The organism is Vreelandella sp. H-I2 (genome assembly GCF_052959335.1).
In genome coordinates, this window is record NZ_JBRAMC010000003.1 from 494,741 (window position 1) to 507,614 (window position 12,874).

Here is a 12,874-nt window from a genome sequence, read left to right on the forward strand (position 1 = left end):
TAGCCTCGGGGACGCGAGCTTCCGGGGCAGTCAGCGATGCCGCGCTTTTTGCCGCCAGTGCGCTGGTGATAGGCCCGTCATCCGCTTGAAGGCACGGCTGAACGAGGCCTCGGACTCATAACCGATCTCGTCCGTAATCTGGGCGAGCGTTGCCGTCCCTGCACTAAGCAGACTTGCCGCTCGCTGCATCCGCCAACTCGTGAGATAGCTCATGGGCGGTATGCCCAGAAGCGCTGTGAATCGCTCTGAAAGAATGGTGCGCGACATTCCCGCCTCGCGCGCGAGTTCTGCAACCGTCCAGTGGCGGGCGCAATTGCGGTGCAACAGGCGCAGCGCTCTGCCTACAGCTGGATCGCGTAGACCGGCGAGCCAGCCATCCGCATTAGAAGGCAGGGAAGCCGCGTGCCTCCGGATCACCTCTATGAAGATGAGCTCACTCAGCTTTACCAGAACCCCGCCGCTGCCAGCATCGGTCGCTTCCGTCTCGCGCGCAGCAGCGCCGATCAGATGTCCAAGGAATCCGTCGCCGCTGCCGTAACCATTAGGTACATGAATGACCCGAGGGAGCGCCGAGATCAGCGGATTAAAGGGTGCCCCGTCACAGCCGAGGAAGCCACACAGAAGCCGAGTGGTACCAACTTCGCCGTCCCTGAAGTCAATGTGGAACGGCAGCGAGCGCCCGCGCGCAACCTCATCGAATGCAGCTAGGTTCGGCTCCGCATCAAGTCCCGGATCACTGGCAAGGACATGCGTGTCGCCGTGCGGAAAAACCACTACGCTTCCTGACCCCAGCTTGATCGGCTGGCTGTCGGGATTGGTCAGCCTTGTCCAGCAGCTACCTTCGACAATGACGTGGAAATCGATCACGTGCTGCGCGCCAGACACCACTGTCTGCGCAATTGTTTCTTTGGGCGGCGCTGCCGCCACCCAGGGCGCTGCCGCGTCCACCTCAAAGAACACCGCGCCGGACAGACGGACGCTGCGCAGCATTTCGGAAAGAAAATCGTGGTCGATCATATCTTTACCTCACTCGCACCGCAGGCCGAAGGGCAGACGACTGAACGAAAGACAATACTGCGTAATTCTAATTATATGAATCTTCCAAAGAGTTAAGGCCCTTGGCGGGTGTTCTATGACCGTTTCTGGTAATGGCGAGACGGTGGCAGGAGTAATAACTTGTCACCGGTCGAGCATGAACGGCGTTATTTCTAAGAACCCAACGGGCGTCTAGAGTAGCCGTGGCGATTTGCTAAGCTATTAAATTAGTCTAAGCCTGTCACTTTCTTCTCTGTCACTGATCAAGAAGGGATAAGCGTTATCGATCATCGCAGCCTATAACCCACCCCTATCACCGTCTCTATCCGCGCAGAGAGGTGGCCAAGTTTGCGGCGCAAGGTGCGCACAATGGCATCAACCACATTGCTGCCTCCCTGATAATGTGTGCCCCAGACATGTTGCAAAAGCTCACCTCGGGACACTGCTTTGCCTTGGCGTTCAGTTAGGTACCGCATGACGCCAAACTCCAGCGGAGTAAGAGCAATGGGGCCTTCCGCCAAGATCAGTTGCCGAGATTCTTCATCCAACAAGGCATGGGCTCGCTTTATTCCCAGCTCTGCAGCGGCGAGCTCTTTCAGCCAACCATCCACAGACGCTGGACCGAAGTCGAGCACCGCACTAGGATAACTGACACCATCCAGTTCAACTTCCCTCCCGGCAAGCACTTCAAATCCCAGTCGCTGTGCCACTTGGCTGTAGGCACCTAGGTCGGTAGCCGTAAGATAGACCCGGCGAAGATGAGGGCGCAGTTCCATGTAGCTACGCTTAAGATCCAGCCAGACTGCCGCCTGTATTTCACTGGGTGAATCGCCTTCATTGAGGCTAAGCCAACGGCGACAAAATAGCGCTACTTCCCCCGACCGCATAGGGTTCTGTTCTATATGTGAACACCACTGAGCGGTCACAGGGTCATTGAACAACCACGCGGGTTCAATCTGGTCGGAACGCAGCTTGCAGTACAGGCCTTCAACCTGCCCCGTTTGCCCTCGTACAATAGAAAAGGTCTGCGGCAAGCGCCGCCACCATTGCAGAAGGTGCTCACTGGCCTGGCGTCCATCATGGGTTCGGACAATCCTGGTAAGTGATTCAGTGTTTTGAGAGTGTGCTACTTCTATCGTGTAAAGCGCTGTACCGGTAGGAAAAAAGGCCTCACGCACCACTGGATTTTCAATTAAATAGAGCATGTCCGCGGTGTAGCGCCACAGATCGTCACAAGCGGCGGATTGCGCTTCGGAAACCAGTTGTCGCCAAGCTGACCGCCGGTAGTCTAGATATCGGCTAGGGTCGCTTGCATGTAAGGAGCGAGCAAGCGAATCACGAATGGCCTCATGGATAATCAATCCATCATGCACACCATCCACAAATGGCAACCTCCGCAGCCGCTCGTAGGCATCTTGAGGGCCAAATTCAGGAAACATTGCCTGTAATAGTGTAACGGTGGCACGGCGCAGCACCACAGCTCCCTGCAGCACATGCCGACTCACCGGATCGTCCACATCAGCAAGAAACATACGACTTAGTTCATCAACCGCATGCTGCAGCACCGTCTCTTGCGGCCATGCCCGGGCGTGATTTTCTCGGCTGGCAGTAGCCGCCAGTGTCAGCGCCAGCGGATGCCCATGGGTAGCCCGAGCAAGGGACACCGCATCCTCTTCTTTTATGCCATGCATGCTCAGGAGTGCTTTTGCCTCCGACTGGCTCAAAGGCAGTACAGGCACGCACTGAACTAATCGTCCCCAGCGCGGAGCCGAAAACCAGTTATCTAAAGGGCGTTGACGACTAAAAAAGAGAATCCGTACGTTGTCAGGTAACAACGGCACAAATATCTGCCGCAGCCAGGTATCGAGCAATCTAAATACTTCATAGGTGTCCAGGGCGATGAGAACTGTAGGCCCAAGCCAGCCCAACCTTTCCACGAGTGCATCTATCCTGGGATCACCACCAATGGTGCCTTCTAGCGCGTGAAGAAACCCTACCTCCGTGGGTTCTATATGGCGACAATCTAGCCGGATGACGCTAGCGCCTACGTCTCTCGCCTCGGTCGCCAACCTGTCCAGTAGTGCCGTCTTGCCGATGCCAGCAATACCATAGACATGCACCACCTGAGGCCCTGTTATCGCAAGCACGCCGCGAAGGGCATCAAGCTCACTATCGCGACCAATAAAAGCCTTATCTACCCGACTGGTCGTCACATCCGACATCCATTGCCACATGGCTGGTTACCCTTTGTATTCAGACCTGGCTGATACCTAAGTTCAGCATAGTCTCAAACACCCGCCGGGGCAGTAACTGCGCTCACAACTAGACCTTCAGAAATAATTCTCACGTAATTCTCATCAGCTCCTCACACCTGGCAGGCCATTTAGCGCTATACCGAAACTAACAGAAGACGAATACCCCCCAACGACGCTAGGAGGAGCTCGACATGAGTCACCAATGGTACATACGAGGCGAATACCTTGAAAGCTGTAATTGCAAAGGCGCCTGCCCCTGCATTTACCTCGGCAATCCTACCGAGGGCGAATGTACCGCGCTGGTGGGCTGGCATATCACCCAGGGCCTGTTCGAAGAGGTGGATCTCAGCGATAGGAATGTAGCTATAGCCCTGCACTCCCCCGGCCACATGGCTGAAGGTAACTGGAAAGTGGTGCTTTATATCGACCAACGAGCAGACGTTCGTCAACAGGAAGCACTCGGCAGCATATTCGGCGGCCAGGTCGGGGGCCACCCGGCGTTACTGGCATCGTTCATCAGCGAGGTTGTCGCGATAGAGTCCCTTCCGATCCATTTTGTAGTGGAACAGGGGCGTCGACACCTGAAACTCGGCGAATCCGCCGAAACCGAAATCACCGCTGTGGAGGGCCAGAATGGGGCCGAGGTTACCATCCACAATCATCCGCTGGCGGTAGCTCCAGGCGAGACGCTGGTAGTCGCAAAATCGCAGTCGTTATTGCATCGTTCTCACGGCATCAACCTTGATCTCAGTGAACGCAGCGCCTTTTATTCACCCTTCGCTTACAGCGGACCATGAGGGGAGTAATTGCGATGGAACTGACGTTGAGCACCCTTCATGCGCGAGAGCGCTTATTGACCTGGTTGGCGCTGATGACGCTGGCAATATTGGCGTGGGGTTACCTGATTATGCACGGCCTACACATGCAGATGCCGATGAACGAGAGCATGGACAGAGCAAGCTATCCCGACCTGAGATTACTCGGGATGGCCACCCTAATGTGGAGCGTGATGATGGTGGCCATGATGCTGCCCAGCGCAGGCCCGATGATTCTCACTTACCTTCGGATCAACCAGCAACACGGGCGCGTAGGTGGGACACTTTCTGCTATCTGGATATTCGTAGCTGGTTACCTTGTAGTGTGGCTAGCGTTTGCGATGGTTGCCGCCATTATACAGTGGGCTTTGCAGCAGGGTGCCCTGCTGAGCTCATCCATGGGGCATGTGAGCCCACTACTGGGGGGCGCCTTGCTGATGACTGCAGGCGCTTTCCAATTCAGCGACCTTAAACAGGCCTGCCTGAGCAAGTGCCGCTCGCCGCTGAGCTTTCTGATGACCGAGTGGCGTGAAGGTAAAACTGGAGCGCTGATCATGGGGATCAGACACGGTGCTTACTGTACCGGCTGTTGCTGGGCTTTGATGCTGCTGATGTTTGTTGGCGGCGTCATGAGCCTGATTTGGATGGCGGGGCTAGCTCTTTATTTTCTGGCAGAGAAGCTACTCCCACACGCAGAACGGGTTAGTCGGATCAGCGGATTTCTGCTTGCCGGTGCAGGCGTCATCGTTTTGCTGTCTGCTGTCGATTAAATGATGCCTTGCTAGGTTGGCCATGCAGGGGTATAGACCATGACCAAGCCACAGCGAAGATATTGATCACCAACGAGAATGACTGCTACCTAATGCTGTATTAGATAGCGTGCTTAATATTCCACTTGAACGCGCATGCTGTCTTTTCGTACATGTCGTCTTTGGCTCGCTAGCAGCGACCATCGGCCAGAAGCGGTCTTTTAGGTGAAAGTAATATAATGCTGTCAGGACGCGAGGCTTTTTATTAGAGGCAAAACCGTCGTAGTGCCTGACCTTGTTATAAACTCAGTCGACACTTTATATGCGCCACCCCAGATTCGATATCTAAGGAACATAACATCTATAGTCAATTAATCTAAAACGTTAGCCAAATGGCGATGAAAATATTGAATTAAGTTTGTCCTCGTATAGCTTCATATTTTGGCGAATAACTTTTTCTTGATTAGAGTCTTCTACACCTTCTAACTTACTTTTCTCCGCTTGCCACATAAACTGGAGTATTTCAGCACGAAGCTGATTACCTAAAGTCTGCAACTGCCTATATTGAACACCTTCTTGTAGCTCAAGAAAACGTGCTTGGGATGCCAAGATCGTTGTTTGCTTGTGCAGCAGCTCTGCTGTTATAGATACCTCTTTGCGTGTCGCATCAATCTCTTTCATTTGAAGCAACAAAGTCGTCACAACCCCAGCAAATGCCAAGCCAGCAAAAAGAGCGTTAACAGCCCCAAACAAACTCCCAAACTGTCCAAGCACAGCCCAATCTTGGAAATAAAAGTAGGCCGCGTAGGATACGGTAGCCCAAAGCGCCAAGACGACAATGAATATCAAGAAAATATTTGCAATCGATAATTTCATCGCAATCTCCTAAAGCTCGATGGAAATTATTTTTAAACCTCATCCAGATCTAAGACCAATATACGCAACTTCCTGTCTTTTTTACTAAAATTAATGTATTAATATAACCCATAAATATTTATTAAAGTCTTAAAACCTAAGATCGGTAAACAGACAAGAAACACCCGGAAAGACCATAAGAATCATGAACTATAGCCACCATTGATCAGCATAGACCTAACCTCCGTTTCCGACCAAGAGCGGTCTTTCAGTTAATTCTCATTTAAATTAATTTAGCATTTTTGACTTTGGGATCCCATCTTTGTGTCAGCGCTTTCGCAAAGATCAAAAATGAGATTGCTTCCCTCTTGCTCAGCTGGTTCAAGTCGATTCACGCGGGAAGTCATCAGGAGTGAACCAGTTCCCGAGTGCAGCCTCCCATCGTGGTGCTTCGAAGGCGGCGATGAGGTGGCCACGTCGTACAGGGCTATGCCATTACCCGATATAGTACTCCGTTGTAGTTACCGTGCCATAAGCGAATGCCAAAGCTGCCATTATCGTTGCGTGAACCTGAGACGCTGGCACCGTAACGCCTTCGAAGTCAAGATCCATCGTGGCGCAGGCATCGTGGATGATGATTGTCTTGTAGCCGAAGTCCGACGCCGCCCGACTGGTTGCATCGATGCACATATGGCTCATGGCGCCAATAATGACGACCTCCTCAATGTGTTGTTGGGCCAAGCTCTCTTTTAAGCCAGACTCGCGAAACGAGTTAGGAAAATTCTTCACTAGAACTGTTTCCTGCTCCAACGGCGCGACCATGGATTGGATGTCGACCTCTGACGTACCGGGGTGAAGAAAGGAATCTCTGGATCAGCAGACTCATGCTGGACATAGATAACGAAATCTTTTGCCGACCGCGCATGCTCAATGACCTTGGCGGCATTCGCCGCTGCCTTTTCAATTCCCTCTAGTGGAAGCTTGCCACCGGAAAAATACTCATTCTGGATATCGACGACGATAATGGCGCGATTACTCATGGGGTTATTCCTTTTTCAGTATGGTAGCCAGTGCGTTGATGCTTGGGAAATGAAGGCAATAAGCCAACGTGCCAGCGTTTAGACATTGATAAAAAGAAACAGGCCGCCATCACAGGCGATCCATGGCATTAAAAGGAGATGACTTCGCCATCAGCGGGAATAGAGACGTGATCCTGGATCCCAACTTCTTGCACGTAATCAGACAGCTCGTCACGGCTTAGCGTCATATGGTTCACGGCGCCCATATGCACCGCGATGATTGCAGCATTAGGGGCTGCCTGATGCATACGCAGCGTATCTTCCTTACCCATGATGATTGGGTCACCTTCAAAAGCAGTCATCTCGGCGGCGCCGGCATTCATCACAATCACCTCGGGCCTGTATTGCGTCAGTGCCTGCTCAACCTCGTCACGCCAAATGGTGTCGCCCACTAGATACGTGGTTTTTTGGTTAGGGACTTCGAAGACGACACCCATAACGTCACCGAGGGCTTCTGCCAGTTCGGGAACAGCATAGAGAGTATCCGAGCCGTGCTGACCGCCCGTTTTATGCATTTTCACTCCACCAAATTCCGCATCACCATCCAAAATACGCACATCGCTAAAACCCTGTGAGCAAATCAGCTCAGCATCGGCAGCATTCTGTGCAAACAGGGGAATGTCCTTCGGCAGAAGCTCCTGGGCGGCATCGTCCCAATGGTCGAGGTGTGTGTGAGTAACGATGACAGCGTCGACGTCATCGATCATCTCCTCAAAGGGCATGGGTAGCCCCACAAGCGGATTACGCAACTCGCTACGATAGGTATTCTCGAAGCCAGGATGAGCGCCCTGCTCGGCCAGCATCGGATCAACCAAAAAGGTGGTGTCCCCATAGGTGATTTTCACCGTTGCATTACGAATCTGCTGCACTTGATGCGTTGACGCCTGGGTGTTTGAGTCCGCAAAGGCGTTACCGGCAATGAGTCCTGTGGCTAGGACGAGAGAACTGGCTAATGTTTTAAATAACATCTACGTTCTTCCTATCAAAATGTGGGTGGGTTGATAACGAGCAGTGTAGTGGCGTTCAAACAATAGAAACATTGGCCTGAAAGCCAATGATCGAAACTTTTGGGCCAGCGTAGTAGTATTGAGTAAATACAACTCTAGGAGCCAAGTCTTGTCTCTACCTCGCGTCGGACTGATCCTCCACCCACGTATTAGCCCTTTCCACTTCTCAGTGCCCTACACGCTGTTCGGCATGGTGATGATCGATCGCCCACTATTCGATCTATCCATTGTGGCTCCAGGCGGAGAATCATTGGAGGCCGAGCACGCCATGACGATCCGTCCCGATGGCGGTTTAGAGCTCTTGGACAACGTGGATATCGCGGTGGTGCCTGGCTGGCATGACTTGAACGAAGCCCCGCCGCCCGATTTAGTTAAAGCGCTCATCCGCTGTCATGAGCGGGGTGCTCATGTGGTAGGGCTCTGTTATGGCACCTACGCCTTGGCTTACGCGGGGCTGCTCGACGGTAAGCGGGCGTCGACCCACTGGCTGGCCGAGCAGGATTTCAGTCGCCGCTTCCCCAAGGTCAAATTGGATACCAATGCGCTCTATGTGGAAGAGGATCGGCTGGTGACCTCTGCAGGCACTGCTGCTGGCCTGGATTGTTGCTTGTTCCTAGTGCGCGAATATTACGGCGCGCAAATTGCCAACAAGGTAGCCCGGGTTATGGTAGTTGCGCCGCATCGTGAGGGTGGTCAGGCGCAGTTCATTGAACAACCGGTGGCTACCTCCACCCAGGATGCCCACATCAATCGCTTATTGGACTATTTGAGAGAAAACCTAGCCGCTTCGTATAGCATTGATGACCTAGCGACGCGTACCGCCATGAGCAGACGTACCTTCACGCGTCACTTTCAAAAAGCGACCGGCATGACTGTCGTGGAGTGGTTAGTTAACGAGCGGTTACGACGTGGGCGCGAACTGCTGGAAACCACCTCCTTGTCGGTGGAAGCGATTTCAGAGAGGGTTGGATTTCACACAGCGACCTCTTTCCGGCAACACTTTAGGCATCATCATCAAGTCAACCCACGCGACTGGCGCAAAACCTTTGGCCATAACGCCTGAATTTTATCAAGCCTGCGTTGCCCTACCCTGCCATTGACTACGTTCATGGTTTCGACGGTTCAACCGATCGGACATCGCGTTTTTGGCGCAAGCGTATGGCTAAGGCAAAAGGTGAATGCGCCCACTGAGAACATTCAGGTAGTCACTTTCTGGAAATGACACATGAGAGCCTTGGAAGGCTGTTTTCGGCCAGGAGCGGATATTCAACTCAACTCGATAATCCTCCGCCGACCGAGCATCATGATGCTCGCCACCCTTCTGCTGTGGTACAAGTGCCAGAGGTGCAGAGTCTGACTTCACGAGTCCGCTTTGTACCCAGTCCGCTCCCAGCGAATGAGCCTGTTGAAATGGAAGTCACCTTATGTTCGAACGTAGCAAACTGGTTCCAGAGTTAATGGTCACTGACCTGGCTAACAGCCTGTACTTTTGGGTTTCCTGCCTGGGATTCGAACTAGCTTATCAACGCCTAGAAGACGGATTCGCGTATCTCGATTTGAATGGCGCTCAAGTAATGCTTGAGCAGGTTGATTCGGAAGCGGGTCAATGGCTGACTGCCCCCTGTCTAAGCCGTTTGGAAGAGGAATTAACCTACAGATTGACGTTGTAGCTGTCGCATCCATCATCCAAGAACTTGATCAGGCTGGGTTTCCACTCTATCGAGAATGCAAAGACACCTGGTATCGGGCTGACAAAATAGAAGTAGGCCAACGCGAATTCATCGCCAATGGTTATCTCGTAAGGTTGGTAGAGCGGTTGGGTGAGAGGCCGGCTTGCTCAATCTGAACCTAAGCCAAGCCGACCGTCAGCTTCGGGTCGACATCTGTCTATAACAAGTATTCATAATTCTTAGACAACAATAGCGATGTATGTAGCCTGTGTCATCTTTGGAATAGCAGCTTAGGGCTGTCATGCGGATAAAGCTTTGGGAAAGGATGCTCAATGGACGCTGCAGGGATAGAAAAGCTCTCCATAGGCATACCAGTCGTTTCGAAGAAAGCCAATTGCAAGGTGTGGGTCAAAATGCGGGGCAAAAATTTTCAGGCAACAAAAAAGCCCCTGACGAATCAGGGGCTTTCGAGATTAGTGGCGGAGGGACAGTCTCTCAAAAAGACGCCTAGAACCGCCGTAAATAGCGGAATTCATTTATCTTCAATTACAATATGCCCCCAATTATGCCCCCAATAAGTACCCACTTAATTGGCGTGTCGAACACCGCCAATTCTTGGAACCAAGGAATTGTCCCTCAGCACTTTCCTAATACCCGGCATTGGGGGATTTGTGAGTAGCTTGAAACGACTCGCAGCCGAGTCGGTCAATTTGACCATGCAGGTCTTTAATTTTATTTAATTCTGTCTCTGAGACACCTTTTCCCCAAAGTTGGGGGAAAAGACGGGTACTCCGGCATTAGGGGATTAGATCGAATAACCTCCCCACATCAAGACAGAGTGCCTTCAAATGACTCTGTTAGCGCCTGATACAATCGGCTAGGTTCCAAGCCCATTAGCGTTTTCAAAACGCACATGGCTCGGGCATCGCCGGGAAGGTCTATTTGACCGTCTGGGGTGGTCAGGTTGACCACGGCCAAAAGTGACGCAGGCCCACATTTAAAAGATGCGGTTGCCCATCTTTTCCGGCTTCAAACCGACAAACTCCCGCGCTTTAGGCTAGCCTCAGGAGGAGCCCTTAATACCAAGGAATCCCTCTTCACTTCCTCTATCTCAAACCGCAAAGCCCAGCGTTAGCCAGGGGATTAAAGTGCCTACCCCTCAATCATTAACTTTTTTAGGAGTTAAATCTTTGAAGGGCTTGCTCATAAAACATTCTCAAGTGAGTTACGAATAAAAGAGAGTTTGGCGGGCGGTCATTTGATTTGTTCGTTCGACATACGGCCCTCCCGCCCGTGCGCGTGGGGTTACTCTCACCGCCGCCTGTTCAGTTAACGCCATGAGTTAACTGTTAACTCGTGAAGGGAAAAAATCTCCAAATATTATGGCGAGAGGTTTTCGCAAGCAGCGAAAAGCCGATAAGGGCATCCCCCGATGGGGCTAGTCACACCTCTCCTTTGCTGTCTTGCGGGCATGGCAGCCTATATCTTTGCCATCCTCAATAACCACACAGAGGAGCTGACAGTTCTCCTCGCTGTCAGCGCCACCATGTTCGAGCGGTGTCTTGTGATCTAGGTGGAAACCATGCGGATACTCGACGACCTTCCCGCAATCAGCGCAATACGGGCTGGCCTGCCACATACTGAAGCGTCGGCGCTGTAGCTCGCGTCCCGTAATGCGCCTGTCAGCCACTGTGTGGGGCTTGCGCGTGGCTTGTGTCATCACGCTAACCCTAGGCTGCACGGTCTTCAGTCGCGCCATCACACGTCCATCCAGTTACCGGTCGTCCAATCGAATCGAACGCGCCGCTTCACTGCCCTCTCGTGGATCGCCTTCAACTGTCGTAGCCCAGGGCTCATCGCTCTCTCCTCAGCCGTACCGGTGGCGAATGGGTCAGGGCCTTGGTCACGCCGTGCCAGTGCTTCTAGGCTGTAGTTCTGTTGCTGCATTAACGGCGAGTCGCCACCAATCACTGACGGCAGGTTGAGCCGACGCCGTGCCTCGTTCGGTGCGAGGATGCCGGAGCCTACAAGGTTGCGCAGGATCTCGGTCTGCTGCTGTTCATCCAGGCGCAGCAGGACTGTTGTGTCTATCTCGATGCGGTACTGATCGGGCAGTCCTAGCCCTTCACCAAGACATGCTTCCATTGCCTCAATGCGAGCCTGTAAAGCTTCGGCAAAGTAACTGGCGTTCATGCCATCAACGTTAGCGCCGACCGGGAGCTGCTCTAATCCAATCTTCCATAGCGGTATGCCGAAAGCATGGGCGATTTGCTCATCGCTGTATCGCACCTGCTCGACCAACTGGCTGTCGACGGCATTGAACGCCAGGCTGGTAAATTTCATATCAGCACCAATGACGCTGATTTTGCCGGAATTCTTACCGCTGAAATTTTCGTCCCAATACTTCTTCAGCCGCTTAGCATCATCATCCGTCATGCCAGCCGGAGCGGTCAGGATGCCGCCCGGCTGGGCAAAGTTACCGAAGAACGCCGATTGGCTGCGGTCGATCTTAGAGTTCTTTGAAGCCGCAATGGTGGCCGCTGCCAAAGGCGGAACGCCGACTAACGAGTGAAACAGACATGTTGGCTCTCGGTCGTGAATGATCTCTCGGGCAGGCACTCTTACCGCTTCCTCTATGCCGTTCAGAGTGTCGGTCGCCAGTTCATAGAAGATATCGCCGCTATTCGAGACCAAGACCTGTACCCGGCGCGGATCGAGGAGATGGATAGCCGTCACTACTCCTCGGTTATCCCGCTCCTTCAAGCCATATGTGTTACCGCATTGCAGGCGACTGAGTACCCACGCCTCCCTAAACTGTTGAGGCGTCTGGTAGCTGTTGGGGCTTCGTAGGAATGGAGAGTAAGCGGGATTTCGAACCTCTCGCCATAAGCCGCCCTCGTCCCGCGCCCTCAATTGGAAAGGGAGTTTGCCAACGTCCTGAGCAATGCGGCTCATGCAGGCGAACACGATTGGATAAGCGGTTATCGTGCCTTGTGTCTCTTCCTCGCCCCGCTGCCATGCCCCGGCAAAGGGTTCGTGGATTGGCTGCCACCCACCGCCGCTATTCGGGACAAGCGATAGGTGCTTTTTGATGCTATCGAGTAGCTTCATTCTCGCCCCCAACAATTCGGATTTTCGGCTGAGACCGCGAGCGATGGGCGACCGCAATCAGGTCAGCCATGGTGACGGCCGCTTTCGCATATACCTCGAAGTATTGCCGCACTAGCTCGACGCTACTCCCGTCGTCATCTAAGGCTGCGTGCGCAGTGTTTCCGACCAGCTCACCGACGATATACACGACGCCATTTTCACGCTTGGCAGTGACAACCAAAGCCGGGTCGCCGGTTTCCGCGTAGCTATTCGCGCATTCCTCGGCGAACCGCATTGCTTGTTGATAGTGCTTTTCCAT

At 52.9% G+C, this 12,874-nt stretch carries 11 protein-coding genes and 1 pseudogene; 4 read left to right on the top strand and 8 right to left on the bottom strand.

Features of this window, described 5'->3' with window-relative positions:
* Positions 1 to 30: 30 nt before the first annotated feature.
* Both ACUVOF_RS10285 and ACUVOF_RS10290 read right to left on the bottom strand, forming a co-directional pair.
* Positions 31 to 1,017, bottom strand: coding sequence for an AraC family transcriptional regulator (locus ACUVOF_RS10285; RefSeq protein WP_447044259.1), 987 nt, complete (start codon positions 1,015 to 1,017; stop codon positions 31 to 33).
* A 305-nt stretch (positions 1,018 to 1,322) separates the two neighbouring features.
* The gene (locus tag ACUVOF_RS10290) at positions 1,323 to 3,257 is read right to left on the bottom strand and encodes a winged helix-turn-helix domain-containing protein (RefSeq protein WP_447044260.1); all 1,935 of its coding nucleotides are present in this window, start codon (positions 3,255 to 3,257) and stop codon (positions 1,323 to 1,325) included.
* Between the two features lie 224 nt (positions 3,258 to 3,481).
* On the opposite strand from ACUVOF_RS10290, the gene ACUVOF_RS10295 reads away from it, so the two are divergent.
* Together ACUVOF_RS10295 and ACUVOF_RS10300 are read left to right on the top strand one after the other, a co-directional pair.
* The gene (locus ACUVOF_RS10295; RefSeq protein WP_447044261.1) at positions 3,482 to 4,087 is read left to right on the top strand and encodes a DUF1326 domain-containing protein; all 606 of its coding nucleotides are present in this window, start codon (positions 3,482 to 3,484) and stop codon (positions 4,085 to 4,087) included.
* Between the two features lie 14 nt (positions 4,088 to 4,101).
* A complete protein-coding gene (locus tag ACUVOF_RS10300) occupies positions 4,102 to 4,875 on the top strand; it encodes a DUF2182 domain-containing protein (protein ID WP_447044262.1) in 774 nt (257 codons plus the stop codon).
* A 363-nt stretch (positions 4,876 to 5,238) separates the two neighbouring features.
* Here the strand turns inward: ACUVOF_RS10300 and ACUVOF_RS10305 are convergent, their stop codons facing one another.
* The 3 genes and pseudogenes from ACUVOF_RS10305 to ACUVOF_RS10315 all read right to left on the bottom strand — a co-directional run bounded on the left by ACUVOF_RS10305 (position 5,239) and on the right by ACUVOF_RS10315 (position 7,756).
* Positions 5,239 to 5,730: a hypothetical protein gene (locus ACUVOF_RS10305; protein ID WP_447044263.1), complete on the bottom strand. Its 492-nt coding sequence runs from the start codon at positions 5,728 to 5,730 to the stop codon at positions 5,239 to 5,241.
* A 474-nt stretch (positions 5,731 to 6,204) separates the two neighbouring features.
* A pseudogene (locus ACUVOF_RS10310) lies at positions 6,205 to 6,749 on the bottom strand (cysteine hydrolase family protein).
* Positions 6,750 to 6,877: 128 nt separating this feature from the next.
* On the bottom strand, positions 6,878 to 7,756 hold the full coding sequence (locus ACUVOF_RS10315; RefSeq protein ID WP_447044264.1) for an MBL fold metallo-hydrolase: 879 nt from the start codon (positions 7,754 to 7,756) through the stop codon (positions 6,878 to 6,880).
* A 148-nt stretch (positions 7,757 to 7,904) separates the two neighbouring features.
* On the opposite strand from ACUVOF_RS10315, the gene ACUVOF_RS10320 reads away from it, so the two are divergent.
* Together ACUVOF_RS10320 and ACUVOF_RS10325 are read left to right on the top strand one after the other, a co-directional pair.
* Positions 7,905 to 8,858: a GlxA family transcriptional regulator gene (locus tag ACUVOF_RS10320; protein ID WP_447044265.1), complete on the top strand. Its 954-nt coding sequence runs from the start codon at positions 7,905 to 7,907 to the stop codon at positions 8,856 to 8,858.
* A 361-nt stretch (positions 8,859 to 9,219) separates the two neighbouring features.
* Positions 9,220 to 9,465 carry a hypothetical protein gene (locus ACUVOF_RS10325; RefSeq protein ID WP_447044266.1) on the top strand — a complete coding sequence of 82 codons (246 nt, stop codon included), beginning with the start codon at positions 9,220 to 9,222 and terminating at the stop codon, positions 9,463 to 9,465.
* Between the two features lie 1,438 nt (positions 9,466 to 10,903).
* On the opposite strand, the gene ACUVOF_RS10330 is transcribed toward ACUVOF_RS10325, so the two are convergent.
* From ACUVOF_RS10330 to ACUVOF_RS10340, 3 genes are read right to left on the bottom strand one after another with little or no spacing between them, the layout of a single operon-like run.
* Entirely contained in the window at positions 10,904 to 11,224 is a 321-nt protein-coding gene (locus ACUVOF_RS10330; protein WP_447044267.1) for an HNH endonuclease, read from the bottom strand.
* Positions 11,224 to 12,576 (bottom strand): phage portal protein, encoded by a 1,353-nt coding sequence (locus ACUVOF_RS10335; protein ID WP_447044268.1) that lies wholly within the window; start codon positions 12,574 to 12,576, stop codon positions 11,224 to 11,226. The genes ACUVOF_RS10330 and ACUVOF_RS10335 overlap by 1 nt, the downstream gene beginning before the upstream one ends.
* Positions 12,560 to 12,874, bottom strand: a complete 315-nt coding sequence (locus ACUVOF_RS10340) for a hypothetical protein (RefSeq protein WP_447044269.1) — start codon at positions 12,872 to 12,874, stop codon at positions 12,560 to 12,562. Before ACUVOF_RS10340 ends, ACUVOF_RS10335 begins: the two co-directional genes overlap by 17 nt.

Coding starts and splice junctions, on each gene's coding strand:
- ACUVOF_RS10340 (WP_447044269.1), bottom strand. CDS start 12,874: ATGGAAAAGCACTATCAACAAGCAATGCGGTTCGCCGAGGAATGCGCG.
- ACUVOF_RS10335 (WP_447044268.1), bottom strand. CDS start 12,576: ATGAAGCTACTCGATAGCATCAAAAAGCACCTATCGCTTGTCCCGAAT.
- ACUVOF_RS10295 (WP_447044261.1), top strand. CDS start 3,482: ATGAGTCACCAATGGTACATACGAGGCGAATACCTTGAAAGCTGTAAT.
- ACUVOF_RS10325 (WP_447044266.1), top strand. CDS start 9,220: ATGTTCGAACGTAGCAAACTGGTTCCAGAGTTAATGGTCACTGACCTG.
- ACUVOF_RS10305 (WP_447044263.1), bottom strand. CDS start 5,730: ATGAAATTATCGATTGCAAATATTTTCTTGATATTCATTGTCGTCTTG.
- ACUVOF_RS10290 (WP_447044260.1), bottom strand. CDS start 3,257: ATGTCGGATGTGACGACCAGTCGGGTAGATAAGGCTTTTATTGGTCGC.
- ACUVOF_RS10300 (WP_447044262.1), top strand. CDS start 4,102: ATGGAACTGACGTTGAGCACCCTTCATGCGCGAGAGCGCTTATTGACC.
- ACUVOF_RS10330 (WP_447044267.1), bottom strand. CDS start 11,224: ATGGCGCGACTGAAGACCGTGCAGCCTAGGGTTAGCGTGATGACACAA.
- ACUVOF_RS10315 (WP_447044264.1), bottom strand. CDS start 7,756: ATGTTATTTAAAACATTAGCCAGTTCTCTCGTCCTAGCCACAGGACTC.
- ACUVOF_RS10285 (WP_447044259.1), bottom strand. CDS start 1,017: ATGATCGACCACGATTTTCTTTCCGAAATGCTGCGCAGCGTCCGTCTG.